This window comes from Flavobacterium sp. LC2016-13 (assembly GCF_009707955.1).
Lineage (GTDB): Bacteria > Bacteroidota > Bacteroidia > Flavobacteriales > Flavobacteriaceae > Flavobacterium.
Window position 1 is genome coordinate 255,974 of record NZ_WMDQ01000005.1, and the last position, 23,333, is coordinate 279,306.

The 23,333-nt window shown below is 32.6% G+C and carries 21 protein-coding genes; 2 read left to right on the plus strand and 19 right to left on the minus strand.

Annotation, left to right across the window (positions count from 1 at the left end):
- Nucleotides 1-15 precede the first annotated feature (15 nt).
- On the plus strand, nt 16-1,008 hold the full coding sequence (gene dusB, locus GKZ86_RS12795; RefSeq protein ID WP_154783501.1) for a tRNA dihydrouridine synthase DusB: 993 nt from the start codon (nt 16-18) through the stop codon (nt 1,006-1,008).
- Nucleotides 1,009-1,080: 72 nt separating this feature from the next.
- Here dusB and GKZ86_RS12800 read toward each other — a convergent pair whose 3' ends face one another.
- The 3 genes from GKZ86_RS12800 to rbfA form a co-directional block, all read right to left on the minus strand.
- Nucleotides 1,081-2,508 (minus strand): MATE family efflux transporter, encoded by a 1,428-nt coding sequence (locus tag GKZ86_RS12800; protein WP_154783502.1) that lies wholly within the window; start codon nt 2,506-2,508, stop codon nt 1,081-1,083.
- 167 nt (nt 2,509-2,675) lie between these two features.
- Nucleotides 2,676-3,875: an FtsX-like permease family protein gene (locus tag GKZ86_RS12805; RefSeq protein WP_154783503.1), complete on the minus strand. Its 1,200-nt coding sequence runs from the start codon at nt 3,873-3,875 to the stop codon at nt 2,676-2,678.
- 1 nt (nt 3,876) lies between these two features.
- Nucleotides 3,877-4,269, minus strand: a complete 393-nt coding sequence (gene rbfA / locus GKZ86_RS12810; RefSeq protein ID WP_059115515.1) for a 30S ribosome-binding factor RbfA — start codon at nt 4,267-4,269, stop codon at nt 3,877-3,879.
- A 218-nt stretch (nt 4,270-4,487) separates the two neighbouring features.
- On the opposite strand from rbfA, the gene GKZ86_RS12815 reads away from it, so the two are divergent.
- Nucleotides 4,488-4,907 carry a CBS domain-containing protein gene (locus GKZ86_RS12815; protein ID WP_154783504.1) on the plus strand — a complete coding sequence of 140 codons (420 nt, stop codon included), beginning with the start codon at nt 4,488-4,490 and terminating at the stop codon, nt 4,905-4,907.
- Nucleotides 4,908-4,953: 46 nt separating this feature from the next.
- On the opposite strand, the gene GKZ86_RS12820 is transcribed toward GKZ86_RS12815, so the two are convergent.
- The 16 genes from GKZ86_RS12820 to atpH all read right to left on the minus strand — a co-directional run bounded on the left by GKZ86_RS12820 (nt 4,954) and on the right by atpH (nt 23,330).
- Nucleotides 4,954-6,207 carry a murein hydrolase activator EnvC gene (locus GKZ86_RS12820; protein WP_154783505.1) on the minus strand — a complete coding sequence of 418 codons (1,254 nt, stop codon included), beginning with the start codon at nt 6,205-6,207 and terminating at the stop codon, nt 4,954-4,956.
- A gap of 24 nt (nt 6,208-6,231) precedes the next feature.
- Entirely contained in the window at nt 6,232-7,011 is a 780-nt protein-coding gene (locus GKZ86_RS12825) for a DUF4292 domain-containing protein (protein WP_154783506.1), read from the minus strand.
- A 13-nt stretch (nt 7,012-7,024) separates the two neighbouring features.
- The gene (locus GKZ86_RS12830) at nt 7,025-8,374 is read right to left on the minus strand and encodes a lipopolysaccharide assembly protein LapB (RefSeq protein ID WP_154783594.1); all 1,350 of its coding nucleotides are present in this window, start codon (nt 8,372-8,374) and stop codon (nt 7,025-7,027) included.
- A 21-nt stretch (nt 8,375-8,395) separates the two neighbouring features.
- Nucleotides 8,396-9,412 carry a sugar phosphate nucleotidyltransferase gene (locus tag GKZ86_RS12835; protein WP_154783507.1) on the minus strand — a complete coding sequence of 339 codons (1,017 nt, stop codon included), beginning with the start codon at nt 9,410-9,412 and terminating at the stop codon, nt 8,396-8,398.
- A 152-nt stretch (nt 9,413-9,564) separates the two neighbouring features.
- Nucleotides 9,565-9,999 (minus strand): dUTP diphosphatase, encoded by a 435-nt coding sequence (gene dut, locus GKZ86_RS12840; RefSeq protein WP_154783508.1) that lies wholly within the window; start codon nt 9,997-9,999, stop codon nt 9,565-9,567.
- Nucleotides 10,000-10,050: 51 nt separating this feature from the next.
- Nucleotides 10,051-11,511: a lipopolysaccharide biosynthesis protein gene (locus GKZ86_RS12845; protein ID WP_154783509.1), complete on the minus strand. Its 1,461-nt coding sequence runs from the start codon at nt 11,509-11,511 to the stop codon at nt 10,051-10,053.
- A gap of 92 nt (nt 11,512-11,603) precedes the next feature.
- Complete coding sequence (locus GKZ86_RS12850) at nt 11,604-13,133, minus strand: AAA family ATPase (protein ID WP_154783510.1); 1,530 nt, start codon at nt 13,131-13,133, stop codon at nt 11,604-11,606.
- 8 nt (nt 13,134-13,141) lie between these two features.
- Nucleotides 13,142-13,972 carry an ATP-binding cassette domain-containing protein gene (locus GKZ86_RS12855; RefSeq protein ID WP_154783511.1) on the minus strand — a complete coding sequence of 277 codons (831 nt, stop codon included), beginning with the start codon at nt 13,970-13,972 and terminating at the stop codon, nt 13,142-13,144.
- 2 nt (nt 13,973-13,974) lie between these two features.
- A complete protein-coding gene (locus GKZ86_RS12860) occupies nt 13,975-14,745 on the minus strand; it encodes an ABC transporter permease (protein ID WP_154783512.1) in 771 nt (256 codons plus the stop codon).
- 49 nt (nt 14,746-14,794) lie between these two features.
- The gene (locus GKZ86_RS12865; protein ID WP_154783513.1) at nt 14,795-16,609 is read right to left on the minus strand and encodes an OmpA family protein; all 1,815 of its coding nucleotides are present in this window, start codon (nt 16,607-16,609) and stop codon (nt 14,795-14,797) included.
- 27 nt (nt 16,610-16,636) lie between these two features.
- Nucleotides 16,637-17,758 carry a hypothetical protein gene (locus GKZ86_RS12870; RefSeq protein ID WP_154783514.1) on the minus strand — a complete coding sequence of 374 codons (1,122 nt, stop codon included), beginning with the start codon at nt 17,756-17,758 and terminating at the stop codon, nt 16,637-16,639.
- Nucleotide 17,759: 1 nt separating this feature from the next.
- Nucleotides 17,760-18,437, minus strand: a complete 678-nt coding sequence (locus GKZ86_RS12875; RefSeq protein ID WP_154783515.1) for a hypothetical protein — start codon at nt 18,435-18,437, stop codon at nt 17,760-17,762.
- A gap of 129 nt (nt 18,438-18,566) precedes the next feature.
- Nucleotides 18,567-19,013 (minus strand): GNAT family N-acetyltransferase, encoded by a 447-nt coding sequence (locus tag GKZ86_RS12880; RefSeq protein ID WP_154783516.1) that lies wholly within the window; start codon nt 19,011-19,013, stop codon nt 18,567-18,569.
- Nucleotides 19,014-20,230: 1,217 nt separating this feature from the next.
- Nucleotides 20,231-21,091 (minus strand): ATP synthase F1 subunit gamma, encoded by an 861-nt coding sequence (gene atpG / locus GKZ86_RS12885; protein WP_154783517.1) that lies wholly within the window; start codon nt 21,089-21,091, stop codon nt 20,231-20,233.
- Nucleotides 21,092-21,179: 88 nt separating this feature from the next.
- Nucleotides 21,180-22,757, minus strand: coding sequence for a F0F1 ATP synthase subunit alpha (gene atpA, locus GKZ86_RS12890; protein ID WP_154783518.1), 1,578 nt, complete (start codon nt 22,755-22,757; stop codon nt 21,180-21,182).
- 39 nt (nt 22,758-22,796) lie between these two features.
- Nucleotides 22,797-23,330 (minus strand): ATP synthase F1 subunit delta, encoded by a 534-nt coding sequence (gene atpH / locus GKZ86_RS12895; protein ID WP_154783519.1) that lies wholly within the window; start codon nt 23,328-23,330, stop codon nt 22,797-22,799.
- Nucleotides 23,331-23,333 lie beyond the last annotated feature (3 nt).

The window sequence follows — 23,333 nt, forward strand, 5'->3', positions numbered from 1 at the left end:
CAAAAAATTATGAAGATGGTCAAGATTGGCAACATAGAATTACCCGAATTTCCTTTATTACTTGCTCCGATGGAAGATGTGAGCGATCCGCCGTTTCGCAGATTATGCAAAACGCATGGCGCTGACATGATGTATTCTGAATTTATTTCTTCGGAAGGATTAATTCGTGATGCTATCAAAAGCCGTATGAAGCTGGATATTTTTGATTACGAACGTCCGGTTGGAATTCAGATTTTTGGTGGAGATGAAGAAGCAATGGCGCTTTCGTCTAAAATTGTTTCTACAGTAAAACCTGATTTGGTTGACATTAATTTTGGATGTCCGGTTAAAAAAGTAGTTTGTAAAGGTGCCGGTGCAGGAGTTTTGAAAGATGTTGATTTGATGGTTCGTTTGACAAAAGCGGTTATCAGAAGTACAGATTTACCGGTAACGGTAAAAACTCGTTTGGGCTGGGATGAAAGTTCTATTAATATTGATGAAGTTGCCGAAAGGCTTCAGGATATTGGTGTTCAGGCTTTAACTATTCACGCCAGAACCCGTGCGCAAATGTATAAAGGCCACGCTGATTGGTCGCATATTGCACGTGTAAAAAATAACCCTAGAATTACAATGCCTATTTTTGGAAATGGCGATATCGACAGTCCGGAAAAAGCATTAAAATATAAAAACGAATACGGTATTGACGGAATCATGATTGGTCGTGCCGCGATTGGTTATCCGTGGATTTTTAACGAAATAAAGCATTATTTTAAAACGGGTGAGCATTTGCCTGCTCCAACTGTTACTGATCGTGTAGAAGCTGCCAGAAATCATTTAATGTGGTCAATGGAATGGAAAGGCGAACGTTTAGGAATTGTTGAAATGCGTCGTCATTATACTAATTATTTCAAGGGAATTCATTCTTTTAAAGAATACAAACAAAAATTAGTTACAACTGATGAACCTGAAAATTTATTCGCTATTATGAAGGAAATCGAACAGGTTTATGCAGGATATGAATTTGTTTAAAATAGCATGATTTTTTCAAAGTTTTATAAAACGAAAAAGACCTTCAAAATTGAAGGTCTTTTTCGTTATAAATTATACTTGAATACGTTTCCATTTTCCTCTTTTATAAAAGAAAATTCCCGCCAGAGTTATCGCTGTTTCAGCAACCGGAACTGCAATAAAAACTCCTTTTGGTCCCATATTAAAATGTTTTGCCAATACATACGCTAACGGAATTTGGAACAGCCAAAATCCGAAGAAATTAATTCCGGTTGGTGTCCAGGTGTCTCCTGCTCCATTGAATGTATTTATTAAAACCATTCCAATTCCGTAAAAGATAAATCCGACACTCATAATCTGCAAAGCTTCAACTGCAATTGCTATTACTATTTTGTCATCTATAAAAAATGAGATAATAGGTTTTCCAAAAACTAACGTAATAATCATGATCGAAGCCATGAAAATAACATTATATTTTGCTGTTGTATAAACTGATTTTTCTGCTCGCTCAATTTGTTTTGCACCTAAGTTTTGACCCACTAAAGTTGCGGCTGCATTACTTAATCCCCAGGCTGGAAGTATGAAAAACATCATAACTCTCAATGCAGTCTGATAACCCGCAGAACCATGATCGCCTCCGGTTGTTGCTACTAATTGCGCCAGAAAAATCCAGCTGCAGGATGCAATTACAAATTGCAAAATTCCCGGAGCGGCAATTTTTACTAATGCTTTTATTTGTTCAAAATCAGGAGCAAAATAAGCTATCTTAATTTTCAAAGCTCCATTTCCTGCAAACAAATGATAGACTTGATACAACACACCAAAACTTCTTCCTAAAGTTGTTGCTAAAGCGGCTCCTGTTAATCCAAAAGCAGGAATTGGTCCTAAACCATTAATTAGAATTGGACATAAAATAATATTACAAATATTGGCCAGCCAAAGACTTTTCATGGCTATCGCTGCGTTTCCTGCTCCGCGAAATATTCCGTTAATCAAAAATAAAAGCATGATACACAAACTTGAGCCAATCATGATTTGAGTAAAATGATAACCATGTTCCGCTGCGTCTGCAGATGCTCCCATAAGCAAAAGAATATCTTTGGCATATATAACTCCAAAAATGCTCATGACGCTGTTTACGGCAAATGCAATAATAATAGCCTGCATTCCTGCTTTTGCAGCAGCAGTTGGGTCTTTTTCTCCAATACGTCTTGCCACAACGGCTGTTGCCGCCATGCTCATTCCGATAGCTAAAGAATATATAATGGTAAGCACAGATTCGGTTAAACCAACGGTTTGAATGGCAAAACTACTTTCTTTCAAATGTCCTACGAAATATAAATCAACCAAGGCAAAAACAGATTCCATGATCATTTCTAAAACCATCGGAATGGCTAATAGAATAACTGCTTTTTTGATGCTTCCGGCTGTATAATCAAAAGATTCATCTCCTTTGATGGCTTGTTTTAATGTGGTATAAATTTTAGAAAATAAACTTTTCTGTATTGTTGTTTCTGTCATGATATGTTTAGGATAAATGATAAAATTAGTCCAGATTCAAATTCTGAACTCAAAAAAAACGTAGGTATCCTAATTATTCAAAAAATAAAATAGGATTAGGCAGAAACAATCATATGCTGTAGATTTTTAAGAGGATAAATATAAGTAATATTTTTGACGGAAAAATATTAATCTAATAACTTTTTACTTACTCGGCTGCTGGCAATTAGAGACGCCACAAAGCCAAGCGTAACAATCGTTCCCAAAACAATAAATACGTTTTCTGCTGTAAAAACAACGGGATATGCCAAAGTTGGCGTTATCATTATGAGTTCATATTTTTGTTGAAGCAATACTAAAATAATACCCAGAATAAGACCAATTATCCCTCCAAAAAGACTTAATAAAGTGCCTTGAAGCAAAAATATTTTTCGGATCGTATTGATTTCTGTTCCAAGATTAAAAAGGGTTTTTAAGTTTCCTTTCTTTTCTAAAATCATCATAATCAAGGCTCCGACCAAATTAAAAAGGGCTACGATTATTACTAAAGTAAAAATCAGGTAAACGACGATATTCTCTGTATTAAGCATTTTATACAAAGACTCGTTAAGCTGTGCTCTGTTCTTTAAAGCAATTTTATTTTTGAAAATACTTTGAAGTTGCGATTTTATAGCATTTTCATCGGCATTTTCTTTTAAATGAAATTCAATTCCGGAAATCTGATTTGGTTTATACATCAAGAGTTCTTGTGCTAAACCTAAATCAGCAAATACATATTTAGAATCTAAATCTTCACTGATTGAATAAATTCCAACCGGTAAAACGTCTGTTTTATTGAATGCTTCTTCCGGATTTTCAAAAGCACCTTTTCCCGGTTTTGGTGCAAATATTTGCAACGGATTTTCGAAATCCAGAATTCCCAATGAGAAATCCTGCGAAATTCCGTAACCAATAACTACCTGATACGTATCCGGTTTAAGCCATTGCCCGTTAAATAGTTTTTTTTTGATATTGTTTACAACAGGATAATTTTTGTCTACACCTTTTAAGTACGTAACTTGTTGTTTGTCTTTAAACAAAAACAAAACTCGCTCTTCAATAATTTTGGTATAGGAAGCAACGCCGTCAATATGTTTAATTTGATTTTCCTGATCTGGCGTAATCAAAAATGATTTGCCTAATGTATTTGTAATTTTTAAATCAGGATCTATTTCATTTGTAAACGAAAGACTGAATACTTTTAATCCGCTAAAAACAGATAAAACCACAAACAAAGCCATTGTACCAACAATGATTCCCATGCTGGCAATGTAATTAATAATATTAATAGCATTGTTTTTACTTCTGCTAAAAATATAACGTTTGGCTATGTAAAGTGGGAAATTCAATTTATGACTTTCTTCTTTTTTCTAAAAGATCACGATTTTCGATTGGGTTCTCTCTGTTAGATAAAGCATTGTCAATTTTTTCGATGTAATCTAATGAGTCATCAATAAAAAATACCAGGTTTGGTACGCGACGTAATTGCAAACGCACACGTTGCGATAAATCGTGCTTAATTAAAGTCGAATTAGATTTTATACCTTCTAAGGTTTCTTTGGCTTTATCCTGAGGAAAAATACTTAAATATACTGTTGCCACAGATAAATCTGATGTGACACTAACTTTGGATACTGAAATTACCAAATTATTAATTCCATTTTTTCTCACTTCACCTTGCAAAATATCAACCAAATCTTTTTGGATGACACCGCCTATTTTTTTCTGTCTATTTGTTTCCATAGTGCAAAAATACTATTTTTAAATTTCAATCGATACAATTTCAAATGAACAATAGAATGATTTTTAAATTCTTGTCTATTTCTGGTTCAAATCTTATTTCTTTTTTTAATTAAATTTAAAAAAAATACAACTATCTATCGTTTTTTAACATGATTAAAATCATAATTTTTATAGGGTTTATTTTACATATTTGATATGAATTTAAAACTATATCAATTATGAAAAAGCGAGAACCAATCAGTCATATAATGACAAAAAGTGTAATTACTGCAAATGATAATGACAACCTGAAAGATGTAGTAGAAAAGTTGAAAAAAAATGCTATTCGACACATTCCTATTATGAAAAGTAATGAAGTTGTTGGTATCATAAGCAGAACGGATATCAACAGATTAACTTTTGGAGCTTTGTTTGAAGGACAAGAAGGTGCAGATGAAGCAATTCTGGACATGCTTACTATTTCGCAGGTTATGACCTCAAAACCCAAAACTGTGTCGTCTGAAACTATTATAAGAGATTTGGCTGAACTTTTTGTAAAAGAAGACTTTCATGCTTTGCCTGTCGTTGATAATGGTGTTCTTAAGGGAATCGTAACAACAACAGATGTTGTAAAGTATTTTTTAGAGCAATACGATTAACAAAAATAAACCATAAAAAAAGGGAGCTAATTAGCTCCCTTTTTATTTATCTGTTTTGCAACCATCCTTCCGGATTATTGTTTGATGTATTTTGAAGAATCAAAAACTTAATAATTGTTTTTCCGGTATCTCCGCTGGTTCTTACTTTTCCGATACTTTGTTTGATATTTACTTTATCGCCTTTACTTACAAATACCTGACTTAGGTTTTGATATACGGTAAAATAATCTCCATGCTGAATCATTACGGCTCTGTTGATTGGCGATAAAACCATTACACTCGAAACTTCTCCTTCAAATACGGCGCGTGCTGTTGCTCCTTGTTCCGTAGTAATTTCAACTCCTGAATTGTGCACGGTTAATGATGGGTAAAGCGGGTGCGGCTGATCTCCATAACCTAACGAAATAAATCCTTTTTCTACCGGCCAAGGCAATTTTCCTCTGTTGGCTTTAAAATCGGCAGCTAAAACTTTACCTTCCGGTGTTAAAGCAATTTTAGATGATGATACCGGCGCAGTCGATGCTGTAGATCCCGGATTCTCTTTTGCTTTTTCTGCGGCTGCTTTTCTGTTGGCTTCAGCAATTGCTTCACGAATTAAACGGTCAATTTGTCTGTCAATTCTTTTTGCTTCCTGCTGCTTGCTTCTTGTGTCGGCAATAATTTTATTTTTATCTCTTTTAATCTCATTAACAAGCTTTTGTTGTTCTTTCTTTTCAATTTCTAAGCTTTGTTTTTCTTTTTCGTTTTCGGCAATAATTTTCTTCTTAACTTTTCTTTGGCCGTCCAATTTTGCATTATAATCTACGAGTTCTGTTGTTTTACCCTGAATTTCTAATCCTTGGTTTTTTCTGAAATTCGTATATTGTTTTAAATATTGAGCTCTTTTATAAGCTTGCAAAAAGCTTTCAGAAGACAAAATAAACATTGCTCTGCTTTGCTCTGAACGGCTTTTATACGATTTTAAAATCATCTTAGCATAATCTTCTTTTAGAACTGCTAATTCTCTTTTTAGTTTATTAACCTTAAGTTGGTTAATATACATATCGTTGTTTAAGATTTTTTCCTGCTTTGCTGTTGTGTTGATTAGCTTTTCTTTCAGCTTAATTTTATTGGCCTGAATTAAAAACACATTAACTGCTGATTTTTCTTTTTTCTTTACAGTTTGCAACATTTTTTCGTTGTCTCTAATTTCCTGCTGAATCTGAGCTTTTCGCTGTTCAAGTTTTTCTTGCTGCGAATCTTGTGCCCATGTAAAAGTGGTGGCACATATAAAAATTAGGCTAAGGAGAAATTTCGGCATGTTTCTATTTTTCTATTTGCAAATTTACTTAATTATAACTTTCTTATAACCACTTGGTACACTATATGGAAAAGAAAGTTCTTCATTAAACGAAATATTATTGTAATTCAAATTAATATCCGTTTTTCCTTTTGGTTGAATGGCATTGATTTCAATACTTGTTGGAAGTGTTCCCTGATCAAAAATCTTATTATCAGAATAGCTGATTTGCAACATTATGTTTTCTGCTGGCTGAGTAATTTGCTCTTTTTGAAGCAAATATTTTTCACCGTCTAAAAAGAAGGATTTCTTCAAATTTGTGTCTTTTTGATCTTCCAGACGAATAAGATTTTCAACTATTGTTTGTGTATATTTTCCTTTTCTTAAATCGTCTAAAGCTTCTCCCACCAATAAATTTTGTACTTTACTGTAATCAAGTTCTGTACCAAGCCATTCGCTTAAACTGGTAAAATCGCCTTCGTAATAAGTGCTGTTTATTTTTTCGTAATAGTTTACTGTTGTTGGCGTAATCAATGCTTTTGCCATTGTAATTCCTATAAAACGAACGCTTATTAAAATCTGTTTGTCTTTTTCGATTTTAATTTCGGCTGAGACATTCTGACTTTGTTTTTCATCAACATATCTCGCACTTGATTTTATATATAATGTTTTAAAATCTAATTTGTTATCGTAATGTTTGTCTATAGCTTTGGTGTCTTTTTTAGCGACGACTTCCGCAGGAGTGTTGTTTTGTACAGCAACAGCTTTTGATTTACAAGAAATCATAAATACTGATACTAATAGTATTGTTATATATTTTTTCATCTGAATTTTCTCTTTACTTTTTCTTTTTTAATAATTCATTTGCCTTCAAAAAATATTCTTCTTTTTTCTTGGCATCTCCCAACCCATTATACGCTTCTCCTAACTGAATATTAAAATTTGCTTCAAGTTTTACATCATCAACTACATAATCTAATCCCATTTCTAAAACGGTTTTTGCATTCTTAAATTGTTGTAATTGATTGCTTCCTAATCCTGCATAATAATAAAATTGCGGCTGACTCGGATAAACTTCAATCATATTTAAGGCTCTTTTTGTCATTGGCTCAAATTGTTTTACTTGTGTATAAGCTTCAAGCAAAAGCAAATTGGTTTCGCGATCTGTATCTGAATTCGTTTTTAAATCTTTTTCGTAATACTTAATTGCATTTTCAAATTGATTTTTACTGTGATAAAATTTCCCTACTTCTTTGGCAACATTCACATTGGTATCGTTGTCAAAATAAGCAACCGCTTTTTCTAAATCCGGAGCGTATTGCGGATTTTTATTCACATAAATCAAGAATTCATTTAGTGTACGATGTTTTATTTTTGAATCAATTTTTGAACTTGACAAAATTACATTCATCGAACTAATGGCTTTGTCTGCCTGATTTGCATCTAAATATCCTTTAAACAAACTTACCTGAACCCATTCAGAAGTTGGAACTTCTTTTGCTAATTGTTTCGCAACATCTAAAGCTTTTTCTGTTTCGTCATTTTTTGTGTATAATGAAATCAGATCTATATAATTAGATTCTACTTTTGGATTCTTTTTAATCTGGTCAATCAAATTCGCGACTTCTGTATTCTGATGATTTCCCTGAGACAAAATTTGTTGTTTATATCGCTCTCGATCCTGAGATTTTCCAAATTTATCATTCATTTCATTAATGGTCAAAAGCGCTTTGTCGAATTGATTTGTAATCATATACAACGAAATCAAATCATCTTTATATTCTTCATCAAACGGAATAATTTTTTGGATGATTTCTATTGCCAAAGGATAATTTTTGGTTTCGTAACTTACATCGTAAATCCCTAACCAATACCATTTATTTTTAGAATCTAATTGTGTTGCTTTTTCAAATGAACTTTGAGCATCTGCATATTTTTTTAATGCCAAATAATTTTTTCCCAACTCAAAATAAGCTACGGCATCATTAGGTTTTAGTTTGATACATTTTTCTAAAGATACAATGGCCTTATCATAATTCTCAATTCCTTTTTGTTTCAATGATTCGTAAAAAGAGTCTTGATATTCATCTGTTGCCATAGCAATATCTTCGGGTTCAGTCTGAGCTGATATCGAATGTACGCTGCCAAGCAAAGCGATAAATAAAATTACTAAAACTTTTATTTTCATCATTTACACAATTTCTGTTTATTATTCTAAAACAGAATAATCACCAATGCTAATACTGGTAAACTTACCGTCATAACTAACGTGGTTTCCAATCATTGCATTGTCTAAGTTAGCGTTTTTTATTTGAGAATAAGTTTGAACTAAACTATTTTTGATTGAACTGTCGATAACGTGACATCCTTTTCCTAAAGAAACATTTGGACCAACGGTTGCATTTTTCAACACTACATTTTCGCCAATATAACAAGGTGGAATAATGGTTGAGTTTTCTAATTTTACATCATAATCAACTAAATGTTCTCCATCATTATGCAAAAATCCAAGCATTCTAGTATTTGTTTCTACGGTCACATCTTTGTTACCACAATCCATCCATTCATCAACGCTTCCGGTTTTAAAAACTTTACCGTTAGCCATCATTGCTTTAATTCCGTCATTAATTTGATATTCTCCACCGTTTTGAATGTTATTGTCCAAAACGCCTTGAAGTTCTTTTTTCAAATCGCCAACTTCCTTAAAATAGTATATTCCGATAACGGCTAAATCGCTTACAAATTCTTTTGGTTTTTCGACCAATTCTGTAATTTCATTATTAGCATTTAATTTTACTACACCAAATGCTTCCGGCTGATCAACTTGTTTTACCCAAATTACGGCATCTGCAGCAGGATCTAATTCAAAATCTGCTCTGATTAAAGTATCTGCATAAGCAATTACTGCAGGACCTGATAAAGATTCTTTTGCACACATGATGGCGTGCCCGGTTCCTAAAGGCAAATCCTGACGATAAATAGATGCTTTTGCTCCTAAACCTTTTGCTAATTCTTCTAAACTTGCTACAAGATCATCTCCAAAAAAAGCCGGGTCTCCAAGTATAAATGCAACTTCTTCGATAGGTTCTTTTAATATTTTGGCAATGTCTTCAACTAAACGATGTACAATCGATTTTCCTGCAACTGGAATTAATGGTTTTGGAACAGTTAGTGTATGTGGTCTAAGTCTTGATCCTCGACCTGCCATTGGAACGATTATTTTCATTATATATTAATTTTATGGGAAGATTTAAAATCTTCAGTTTGGTTAGTTCAAATTATTATAGTGTAACGTTTGCAATCCTGAAGCTTCGGGATTCGCAAAGATCACACCAATTTCTTTTCAAAATTGACTTATTTTTAAAGTGAGACTGAAAACTATTTCACTCCTGTGCTTCCAAAACCGCCTTCGCCTCTTGATGTTTCAGAAAGTTCTGCAACTTCAATCCATTCAGCTCTTTCATGTTTGGCAATAATCAATTGTGCAATTCTTTCTCCATTTTCTACAACAAATTCTTCGTTTGATAAATTTACCAGAATTACACCAATTTCTCCTCTGTAATCAGCATCAACAGTTCCCGGTGAATTTAAAACGGTAACTCCTTTTTTTGCTGCCAAACCACTTCTTGGTCTTACTTGTGCTTCGTAACCAATTGGTAATTCGATAAAAAGACCGGTTTTTACAATCGTTCTTTCTAATGGTTTCAGTGTTATTGATTCTGTTAAGTTGGCACGTAAATCCATTCCTGCCGAAGCAATTGTTTCGTAATTAGGTAATGCGTGTTGAGATTTATTGATTATTTGTATTTTCATTATTATTTGTAAAGATTAAAAAGTATAGTTGAAGTGTAGAAAAACTTAATATTACTTTCTATTTATAATTCCTTTGATGGTGCTTTTTTCGTTGTGATAAATAAAATAAATGAAGATTAAAAGTAACGGAATTCCAACATAATATTTCTCTCTGAATCCGTAAAAAGAAATTGCCGAAAACAGAATTGAAATTCCTAAATAAGCTCCAATTTTATTCATATCATAAGGTATCGGGTAATATTTATTTCCTAAAATATAAGAGATTAACATCATACTTCCGTAGGCAGAAATAGTCGCAATTGCTGAACCGTAATAACTGTATTTTGGTATTAAAAAATAATTTAAAACCAGAGTTACAATTGCTCCAACAATAGAAATATAAGCTCCGATTTTTGTTTTATCTGTGAGTTTATACCAAACTGATAGGTTGTTGTAAATTCCTAAAAAGAAATTTGCCAGAATAATTAACGGCACCACTTTCATCGCTTCCCAATATGATTTATTGTCTAATAAAAGATATTTTAAAAAGTCTGCAAAAACAATTACTCCCAATAAAATCAACGAACCAAAAATCACAAAATATTTTGTAATTACGGCATAGGTTTGTGGGGCATTTTCGTTATTGGCATGACTAAAAAAGAAAGGCTCGATTCCTAATCTAAAAGCTGTTGCGAACAAAACCATAAATAAGCCAAGTTTATAACAAGCTGAATACGCTCCAACTTCTGACTTCGCTAAATTTTCTGGCAATAAATATCCTAAAAGAATTTTATCAAAATGTTCGTTAACAGCAAATGCAAGTCCGGCAACCAAAATTGGTAAACCGTATTTCATCATTTTTTTCCAAAGAACAGGATCAAATTTTCTGCCAAGCGAAAGGTAATTCGGCGAAAGCACAACAAAAGTGGCTAAACTCGCCAACAGATTTGCAATGAAAATATAGGCAATCTGGAAATTTTCGACGTATAAATTGTCCCAAACAGAGTTAGGATTTGCGGCTGCAAGTTTTGGTAAGTATATTAAAAAGAAGAAATTCAGTAACATGTTAATCACCACATTTCCAATTTTTATTGCTGCATAAACCATTGGTCTCTGGTTTGCTCTAAGTTTAGAAAACGGTACTAAAACCAGGGCATCTAAAACTAAAATCCAAACAGAATAGGTGATATATTGTGCATCAACTTCTGCCCAATTCGCCAATGTGTTTCTAAAAATTAACGCGGCAAATAAAAACCCAATTGATGACCAAAATATAGAAATTGTAGATGTTGCAATTACATTTTTCTTGTCTTCTTCGGCACTGTAAAATCTAAAAAAAGCCGTTTCCATTCCGTAAGAAAGTACAACATTAAAGAAAACCATCCACGATAAAACGATCGAAACCTCGCCATATTCTGCAGTTGGTAAAATACCGGTATACAATCGTACTAATAGAAAACTCAACATGCGCGGTAAAACCGTAGCAAGTCCGTAAATAGCCGTTTGTTTGAATAGATTTTTATATAATCCCAAAATAATTATGTAATAAAATTTGTAAAAACAAAAATAACCAATTCTCTGAGATAATTACGCAATTTGTTTACGTATTAAGTATAATATAACCTTTATGCGTTTTCGTCTGTCGCAGTGAAACTAACACTTTTTTGTGTTTCTTTTGGTTCGGGAATATCTTCTTCGGTGAATGTTTTTAAAACCTTATTGCTAATTTTTTTAAGTTTCACGATTCTGTTTGCCTGATTCTGAACGCATTTTTCAAACAAGTTTCTTACAACTCTCGCATTACCAAAACTTTCGTCTTTTTCGGCATACAATAATTCAAAAGTATCAACGAGTTTTTCTTTTGCTTCTTCTGAAACTATAAAATCAGATTTAGCGCAAAATGATTCGAAAATCTGAAATAATTCTGTCGGCGTAAAATGTTTAAAATGAAAAAATCGATTAAAACGAGAGCGCAATCCAGGGTTTGATTCTATAAACATTTTCATTGGTTCTGTATATCCGGCAACTACGACAGCCAAATCATCACGGTGATCTTCCATTCTTTTCAGCAATGTATTTACGGCTTCGGCACCATAATCATTTCCGGATAAGTTTTGTGTAAGTGCATACGCTTCATCAATAAATAAAACGCCGCCAATACTAGATTCTACTGCGGTATTTACTTTGGTTGCTGTTTGTCCTACATAACCTGCAACCAATCCTTCGCGATCTGTTTCATACATTTGGCCTTTAGACAAAAAACCTAAATGTTTAAAAATCCTGCTTAAAAGTCTGGCGACTGATGTTTTACCGGTTCCTGGGGCGCCAAGAAAAACGGTGTGTAATGTAATCTCCACATTTTTGAGTCCTTGTTTCGATCTCTTTTTTTGTATCTCTAATAAATTAATAAGTTCTGCAACATCTCTTTTTACTTCGGCAAGACCTACTAAAAGATTTAATTCTTCCAAAACTTTTTCAAGCGTATCTTCTTCCGGAAGATTCTCTAATTCTTTTTTATCGTTTGATTTATTTAAATCCAAGTCTAAAAAATTAGCAAGCACTTTTGTGTTTTCAAACTTTTTATCAAATGCAAATTGAATGAAATTTTGATATTTGTTTAAAATTTCTTCAAGCTTATTATGTTTTTGTTCAAACAATAATTGGGGCAACAAATGCTTATTTGCCTTTTGATTTGAAGATTGTAATTTGTTTTCTTTTTGAATTTTTATAAGATGATTTTTAAATTCATCTGTAAAAACCAATTGGTTTAATTCGCTTGCTGAGTTTTCATTTGCAAAGTGTGCGTTACGCAAAGCATCATAATAATATGCCAGAACAAATTGTGCTTTTTCATTTTTATTCGCTGCTTCTCTTTCATACAAATCAATAATATCTGAAAGAAAAAAATGTTCGGCTTTAGACAACAATCCTTTTGAGGATGTTGAAATAACGCCTTCATTTAATTTTTGAATAAAATCTGAATCTTGGTTTAAGGCACTGCAAATTTCAAGAATACTTGTGGTTTCTTTTTGCAGATCTTTAATAAATGAAGCCGTAAAAACGGCTTCATTAGTTTTTATGTTTGTCTCTAAATATCTTTTCAGAGACAAAAAAGATTCTTCTATAAGCGATATTGGATGGCTCTTTTTTGACATATTTTTATTTAAGAAATCATCATTTGATGAATAATCTCTTTTGATAATTTTTGATGATCGTCACAATAATCTTTCCACGATAATCCCATTTCTCTAAGATCGTATTTCGCTACAATTGTTCCGTAGTTTTGTTTTTTTCCGTTAACGGTTGGGTGTCCAATAACATAAATTGTTTGTGCTAACTCAATCGCTAATTCAATATCATGTGTAGAAAAAATGACCGTATTAAACTCTGAAGAATTACCAAGCAACTCAAAAGATTTTTTTACTTCTTCAATATTTCCTACATCCAATCCTGAAAAAGGCTCATCTAAAACAATAAATTGATCAGATGAAAACAATTGTTCGATAATAGCTGTTCTTTGTCTTTGTCCTCCGGAAAGTTCGTTAGGATATTTGTCTGCACAATTATCCAGTCCCCATTCTTTCAGATATGTTTTTATTTTCTCGTCCTTTTCTGTATTCGAAAGTTTTGTTTTTCTTAAAGAAAATTTCAAAGCCTGCGTTACGGTTTTATGTCTGAACAAAGTATACTTTTGATCTACGAAACCAATGTCGCCTTCGTTTACAGGTTTTGCTGCGTTTGGTTCTGCATTTTGAAAATCTCTAATTAAAATCTTTCCAGAATTTGAAGGAACTAATCCGGTCAATGCTTTAAAAAAAGTAGATTTTCCTCTTCCTGATCTTCCAACAAAAGCCACTACTTGTCCTGTACAATTTACACCTTCTCTAACAACATCTTTTTCTATAAGATTTATATCTTTTATAATAACAGTATCATCATACGCAACACTAAGATTTTCTACGTATAAAAGTGTCTCTTTATATTCGTGTGCCATAATTATATTTTTGAATATCTGAATATTGCTTTTCTCAGGAAATTAATTCCTGCATCTAAACCAAGCCCTATTAATAGAATGATTATTTGAAGTGCAATAATTCGTCCTGTGTTCATGAATTTATCTGAGTTTTTGATCAAAAACCCCAATCCTCCAGAAGCCACCACAATAGATTCTACTGTTACGAGCATCATCCAGGTTATAGCAAGATTTTGTCTGATTACATCAATTACATAATCTAATCTTCCTAAAATTATTACTTGCCAAAGCACTTCCCATCTATTACATTTCAGCATTTTAGCATGATCAAATTCTTCCTGCGGAATGTCTTTAATCACTGCTATTAATGAAGTCGTTAAGAATGTGGTTAAGAAAATAACTAAAATCCAAACCTGCATTGTTCTTGCTTCGTGAATGACCATTGTGATATAAAATGATAAACCTGTAAAAGGCAAAAATCGAAATTTAGTTACAAATTCTGAAATTGATTTTAATACCGGAATTGACCAGGCGTAGGCAAAAAACAACGAAATTATTGTTGCTAAAATGATCGAGATAAAACACAATTGCAACGAATTGAAAATGTGCACTACCAAACCTTCTTTGTAAAGTTCTTTAAAACCTGTTAAAACCTGATTTGGAGATGGGAAAAGATGTTTTTCTCCAGATGTGGTTACAAACCAAATAATGATCAAAAGAACCAACCAACTTATTAATATAATAGTTTTTTGGGATTTCGATATTTTTTCAAAAGGCGTAAAATATTTTTTCATATTTATAGTAAAGGGCTATCCAAAAGACAGCCCTTAATTATTTTAAGAATTATTTCAAGAAAGTAATAACAACACGTCTGTTCAGTGCTTTTCCTGAAGCAGTATTGTTATCTGCAATTGGGTTGTTTTGACCTTTTCCGTCAACCAATTGAAAACGGTTTGCAGGAATTCCTTTTTGTTGCAGGTAATTTACAACTGCCTGAGCTCTGCTTTTTGACAACGCTAAATTAGAATCTGGATTTCCAACATTATCAGTATGTCCAACAACAGTTAATTTTGTATTTTCTGCCTGAACTAAAAGGTTATAAATTTTTTCAACTTCTTTACTTGATGAATTTGAAATATCAGCACTTCCTGTATTAAAGTTAATTTTCCATTCTCCAGAAGCTACAACCTCTTTTGCCTCATTACTATAATCTGCTTTATCTGCAGAAGTCGATTCGATATCATTAATGTTTTTCAGGAAGTATAAGTTTACTGCCTGATCGTAAGGAACTACTGCCCCAACATTTTCATTAAATCCAAACGGATTCAACTCTGTCAAATATCCAGAAACCTGATTGTAAACTGATTTGTATCTGTTAACTCCATCAGATAAACCATAATATTGCATTGCATCAGCATAATTAAATACTTTAGAACCTCCCATGTTATAAGTTAAACCTGCTTTTGTTCCTTGTTGTCCTTTAAACATTTTATACCAATATTCAGGAGTTTCTAGTTTATATGTTTCAGCAACTGCTTCTGAAGCTCTTACTTTCCAGTCTTCGTAATTTTTCATTTGGTTTGAAGCCGTCAATGCCGATTTCAAAATATTAGAAACGATATCCGGATTTTTAACTGCCCATTCTTTCACTCCAATAATAGTAGTTGGCATTTGGTTGTTGAATTCTTTTGTAGAAACGATATCAACAAAACCTGTCAATTTATCAAAAACTGTTTTATCACCAGGTGTCCAGGTTGCACAACCATCGATTTTTCTGTTAACAGATTTTCCAGTTAATTTTCCGTCTACAACTTCTTTCAAAGTAACAGTCCATCCTGTTGTTTGAGATTTAATTAATTCTTCTGCTGATTTAATATAATCATCATTTTCAGATGGATAAATATTTACTGCATCAGCATCATACGTTGTTGGGTCAGGATTTACTTTTAATCCGTTTGCAAAACAATAGTTTACAGTTGTTACCCAGTCACCATCTCCAAGAACGGCAGAGATAACAGAACCTTTCATCGATTTTGGATCAGATTTCCAGCTTGGTGGCCCGATTAATTTATCTTCACCATAACTCATACCTACTGCTCCCATTACCTGTAAGTGGTATTTATCTTTTCCGTATTTTTCGTCAAGTGATTTTTGAACAGAACTAATGTAAAATGGCGCGCCATCTCCCATAATAATAACTGCAAAAACACTTTTGCTTGAAGATGGGAAAGCTTCGCCTTTATCAAATTCTTCGATAAATTTCATTTGCATGTTACGCAATTCTGAAAGCCAGTCCTGACGGATAATTTCAAGATTAACTCCGTTTTTTTCCATCAATGATCCTTTTGTTGTTTTTGGACCACCATTAGAAACAATAATTCCAGACTGCGCATTCCATGCATAAGCACCAATTCTTACTAATGGTTTGTTTGCTACTTCAGTAGATATTTCTTTTGACGGAAGTGGAATTTTTGCCGCATTGGTAACGTTATTAACATCTGTTTGATTAAGCTCAATACCGTCTAATTGTTTTGAAACTGCGGTTTTAATTCCCGGAGAAATATAATAAACTCCAGCTAAAATTATTCCAATTGCTGCAATAACAATTATTAACTCAGAAAACGTTGTTAACTTTTCTGTTCTTAAAATTTTTCCCATTTTATTTTTAAAATTTAATTGATTGTATTAAAAAATATCTCCAAAACCTCCGCCAGATAATTTATCTTCTTTGGTCATTTTATAATTTGGACTTGTGTACTTCGTTGAATCCGGAATTGTATTATCACCTGTTTTAATTTCATCTGCCAACGAATCTAATCTTGAATAAAGCTCGTCGTTGTCTACTGAATATTTAGACGTTAAGGCATCAATGTCAATTAAGTTTTCAGATGTTTTAGCAATATCTTGTGCAATTGTAGATGTTACAACTTCTAAAGCATATTCTAGTTCCCAGTCTTTTGTAAACAACATGGCACTTTTAGCACTTTCTGTTGCTTCTTTTGCATTTTTGGCAAATTCATATTCTTTTTGAAGCATCTTAACCGTTACATCAAAATCAGCAATTTTAATATCGATTGCCGTTCCTGCCAAAGTTAATTTTCTATCCATTTTACCTAAAACATTGGCACGAACACCATATTTTTGGATAAAACTTTTGCTTTGTTCGTATTGTGTAGAAACTCTTTGCGAGTCACTTAGTTTTCTTGCTAATTCACTTTGAAGGGCAACATATTCATCTGTATCTTTTGCTGCAACTCCATTTTGCTTCACCATTTCATCCATTGCCGATTTCAATTTTTCGGACTGACGTTGTAAGCTCAAAACATCTTCCTGAAAAGCTTTTGCTTCTTTTTCAGATTTATTTGCTTCAATTTCCATTTCATTTTTAAGACCTTTCAGCTTTGCTTTTGTGTTCTTAAAAACTTCACGGTTTTTAATCATTTTTTGCTTTTGCTCTTCCAATTCATTAAAAGGATTGCTTTGAATTAAAGCTTTGTGCAAATTTTTTGTTGCAAAACGAAGCGCTTTCATTATAACGGGAGCCATCATAACCAAAAAAACCAAAAAGACACCTGTCGCAGATAATGCTATTGCCTGACCCAGCATTGTAAATAATGGCGGGATTATATAAGTCCAGATCAAATATCCTCCAACTCCAAGTAATCCAAGTGCCAAAGCCAAAAACAAAGACTTTTCACCTTTTTTAAGAGCGCCGGATTTTAAAGCAATTTCTCCTTTTGATTCGTCAAAATGTTTTAAAATTGGTAATGTTAAAAGTGTACTTTTTTCTTGTGCGAATTTATCCATTTTACAAATATTGATTGATTCCTGTTATTACAGTATTGATTGAGGTTAAGATTTTTTGTTTTGCTAAATTGTTAGCTTCCATTTTTAATTGAATTTCTGAAAGCTGTTCCATATTAACAGGATCAATTTTCTGAAGTTCGATTTTTTTAGATTCCAGTTCTTTTTGAAGTTCTAAAATTTTTGCTTCTAAATCAGAAATACTTTTAGACAAGTTATATTTCTCCTTAGTAATACTATTGTCTAAATCTGCTTTTTTAGTTTTTCCAATAGTATCGTATTTAGCATAGACTTTTTCGATTTCAGCGATATAAAAACTTCCTTTTTGCAAAAGAAATTCTTTAGTTAAATCAGACTTTATTGATTTTCCCATTGTAAAAGCCATCTGATAACTCTGCGGATTTGTAACTCCAACAGCTATAACAGACTTGTACAATTCAAAAAAATCAAAACCTGATTCATTCAATGATTCAAAACCTTTATCATAAACTTCAAAAATTTCGTTTAAAAAAGGGTTTGTCAAAGAATTAGTTGGAAATGATTCTGTAACTTGATTAGGAAATTTGTTGTCAGGAGTTGGTACAACAGGTGCCGAAGGTTGTTGAGCTGAACCCGTATTTTCTTGTTTATTAGCCTCTTCATTTATAAAAAGACTCTTCCAATTAAAACTTTCTTTTGCCATTGCTTTTTGTTGATCTGATTTTTTTAATACCTTTTTGGTTGTTAAATATTATACGCACAAAACGTTAAAAAGTTACTAATTTTAAAAAATATAAATATAACCTTTTATAATTAGCAGATAATCATTATATTATAAAGTTAGTTTCTTCTCGTCTAAAATCTTAACGAAATGAAATCCCTTTGGGCCGTAACCTTGATTATAATAAAAACGATGTGCAGCAAAATTTCCCGTAAAAGCATCTAAAACAATACTGCTGCAATCCGCATCTATGGCTTTTTGTTCGATATAATCTGTTAGTAATTTACCAATTCCTTTAGAACGCACATCTGGGTTAACGACAAAATTGTCAATCTCAAGATATTTACCCGTCCATAGTTTAGTTGCTGACCAACAACCGGTAATTCCCAAACAAAGATCATTTTCAAAAACACCAATCTGAATATAGTTATGTGGTACCATTTGAGAAAGATAATTTTCATATTTCTCAATAGAAAGGTTCGGATAAAGAAATCTCATGGTTTCAATTTGCACCAACATTTCTTTTATTGTAGTAAGTTCTCGTATTTCTAGTTCCATGATATTGTAAGATAGTTATCAAAATTAATCAAAAAATAACAACTTATTGAGAACAGAAAGTGTTGTTAAATCAAATAAACCTTAAACTGATATTATTAAAATTTCTCCTAACGCAATGACATTATATTACTTAATTTCTTTCATGGATTAAAACATACACATTATAGTCTCAGATTATCTACATCACTTGAGTTAATCTTTTGATTTTAAGAAGTTTTACAATTTAAATAGTGTTGAAATATATAAAACATGTGAAATATATAAATTGTTTCCGAAAATTATGTAACATTTTTTTAGCAGTGTCTTCTTAAATTTGCTTCACAGGGATTGAGAAAGCTAAATACAACCCTTATAAAAAAGGAAGCACTGGGATTAATAAAGCTTGTTTGTTCCCATAAAAGACAAAGCACAAGGGAGTGATTCTGCTGAAATGTAACCCTCAAAAAAACAGAGCATTGGGACTGATAAAGCTAGTTTGTTCCCATAAAAGACAAAGCGCAAGGGAGTGATTCTGCTGAAATGTAACCCTCAAAAAAACAGAGCATTGGGATTAATAAAGCTAGTTTGTTCCCACGAAAGACAAAGCACTGCAGAGAAATATCTGCTTTAGATTTATAAAATGGAACTGATTCTCGGTTTATGATCAAATTGGGAATCACCATTTTATAATCATCACATTTAAAATAAAACTAAATACTATTATACTATAAAGAGCCAGCAATTATTGTTGGCTCTTTTTTTGTTCTGTTTTTTAATAAATAAAAATCACTAAATATTAGTTTTTAATACTCTATGTGTAAAATGTATAATAAATTTTAAAAATGATATAATATTTTGAAGCCATTGTAGTAGTAGATTTGCTATGTAGGGATTTGATAACAGCTGATTTGTAACCCTTAAAAAAAACAGAGCATTGGGACTAATAAAGCTAGTTTGTTCCCATAAAAGACAAAGCAAAGGGATTGATTCTGCTGAAATGTAACCCTTAAAAAAACAGAGCATTGGGACTGATAAAGCTAGTTTGTTCCCATGAAAGACAAAGCATTGCGGAGACGTAAATCTGCCTATAGATTTATAAAATGGTATTGATTCTCATTTTTGATTAATTGAGAATCACCGTTTTATAATTTTTTATTTAAACAAAACTGAAAATACTATATATACAAAAAGAGCCAGCAAATAATTGCTGGCTCTTTTTTATATTTTAACTATAAAAATTATCCGTTCAAAGCTTCTGCTCCACCAACGATCTCAAGGATCTCGTTTGTAATAGCTGCCTGACGTGCCTTATTATAAGTCAATTTCAATTGGTTTCTTAATTCAGTTGCGTTGTCAGTTGCTTTGTGCATTGCTGTCATACGCGCTCCGTGTTCTGAAGCAAATGAATCACGAATACCTTTGTATAATTGTGTTTTTAATGACTTAGGAATCAAAGTCAAAACAATTTCTTCTTTTGAAGGCTCAAAAATATAATCTGCACCAGAAACCGGTACATCAGATTTAATTGGAGCTAATGGTAAAAATTGCTCAGTTTGTACAATTTGAGTAGCAGCATTTTTAAACTGATTATAAATCAATTCAATTCTGTCATATTCTCCTGAAAGAAATTTTTCAATCAAATTATCTGCAATTCCTGCAACATTATCAAAAGTCAAATGATCAAAAATTGCATTATGATGACCGTGAACTTTATGCGTTTTACTTAAAACGTCGTTTCCTTTTTTACCAATTGCAAAAACGTCAACTTGTTTACCTGCATAAAAATCAGTACGGTTTTTAATCTCTTTAATTACATTTGAATTAAATGCACCACATAATCCTCTATTAGAAGTTATAGCTACAAGTAATACTTTTTTTACTTCACGTTGTGTTGTGTAATCTCCTCCAACTTCACCTTCAAGTGTAGCAGAAAGATTTTGTAGCAACTCCGTTAATTTCTCGGCATAAGGGCGCATTGCAGTGATTGCATCTTGTGCTTTCTTAAGCTTTGCAGCAGAAACCATTTTCATAGCCGATGTAATTTGCATCGTCGATGAAACGGAAGTAATTCTATTACGGATTTCCTTTAAATTTGCCATTTGTTTTTGTAAGTATATAATATTTAAATATTTGGCATTAAGTCTAAGATAAAACCTTATTACTTAACACCAAATACTTAATACTTTATTAGATATATTTTGCTGAAATTTCTTTTGCCGCTTTTTCAATAACATCTGTAATGTTATCATCTAACTTACCAGCTTTCAACGCATTAAGCGTATCTTTATGTTTGCTGTTTAAGTAAGCTAAGAAATCAGCTTCGAATTCTTTTACTTTATTTACAGGAACGTTTCTTAATAAGTTTTTAGAACCAGCGTAAATAATAGCAACTTGATTTTCAACAGGATATGGATCATTCAAACCTTGTTTCAAGATCTCAACGTTTCTTTTTCCTTTTTCAATTACGTTTAAAGTAACTGAATCCAAGTCAGAACCAAATTTAGCGAAAGCTTCTAATTCACGGAATTGAGCCTGGTCTAATTTTAAAGTTCCAGAAACTTTTTTCATTGATTTAATCTGAGCATTACCTCCAACACGAGATACAGAGATACCTACGTTAATAGCAGGACGAACTCCAGAGTTGAACAAATCTCCATCAAGGAAAATCTGACCATCTGTAATCGAAATTACGTTTGTTGGAATATATGCAGAAACGTCACCAGCCTGAGTTTCGATAATTGGCAATGCAGTTAATGAACCACCACCTTTTACGATAGACTTGATAGAATCTGGTAAATCGTTCATGTTTTTAGCAATTCCGTTATCAGCAATTACTTTACAAGCACGCTCTAATAAACGAGAGTGTAAGTAGAAAACGTCTCCAGGATATGCCTCACGTCCCGGTGGTCTTCTTAATAAAAGAGAAACCTCACGGTAAGCAACAGCTTGTTTAGATAAATCATCATACACAATAAGTGCAGGACGACCTGAATCTCTAAAATATTCTCCAATTGCAGCACCTGCGAAAGGAGCATAAACTTGCATTGGAGCTGGATCAGAAGCATTAGCTGCTACAATAATTGTATAAGCCATTGCGCCTTTTTCTTCTAACATTTTAGCAATTCCTGCTACAGTTGAAGCTTTTTGCCCAATTGCAACATATATACAAAATACAGGTTTTCCTGCATCGTAGAATTCTTTTTGATTTAAGATTGTGTCAATACAAACACTTGATTTACCAGTTTGACGGTCACCAATTACAAGCTCACGTTGTCCACGACCTACTGGGATCATAGCATCAACAGCTTTAATACCTGTTTGTAATGGTTCAGTTACTGGTTGACGGAAGATAACACCAGGTGCTTTTCTTTCTAAAGGCATTTCATATAATTCTCCACCAATTGGTCCTTTTCCATCAATTGGAAAACCAAGAGTGTTAACTACACGTCCTACCATTTGCTCACCTACTTTAAGAGAAGCAATACGTTGTGTTCTTTTTGCAGTAGATCCTTCCTGAATTCCTGTAGATGGTCCTAAAAGTACCACACCAACATTATCCTCTTCAAGGTTTAATACGATACCTTCCATACCGTTATCAAATTCTACTAACTCTCCGTATTGTACATTAGATAGCCCGTAAACACGAGCAATACCATCTCCAACTTGAAGTACTGTTCCTACTTCCTCTAGCGTAGCACCAGATTCAAAACCTTCTACTTGCTTTCTTAATATTGCTGAAATTTCAGCAGGTTTGATTTCCGCCATCTTAAATTTATAATTTAGACACTTTTATGTGTAATAAAACTAATTACTTAACTCTCTTTTTAATACCTGTAATCTGTTTGCAACAGAAGCATTGTATTGTTGATCACCTATTCTTAAAATAAATCCTCCGATAATTGATGGATCTACGATATTTTCTATTGTTATTTTTTTATCTGACAAAGTTGCAATTTTAGCTAAAACTTTAGCTTCTAATGCAGCATCCATAGGAATAGCAGTAGTAACTTTTGCTACTTCAAGGCCATTACTTTCATCAAATAATTTATTGTATCCTATTGCAATCGCACCTAGAATTTCAAATCTTTTGTTTTCAAATAATAAATGAAATAAACCTTTAGTTACACCATTTACATTTGCAAAAACTTCTAAAAGAGCACTTTCCTTAACCTCAACTTTTGTAGTTTGGTTCTGAATAAAGGTACTCAATTCTGCATTAGTATCAATTGTTGAAGCAATCAATTTCATGTCATTATTGACAGACTCCGCAACACCTTTAGAGTTTGCTAAGTCCAGAATTGCTTTTGCATAACGAATTGCTGCTCTTGTACTTGCCATAGT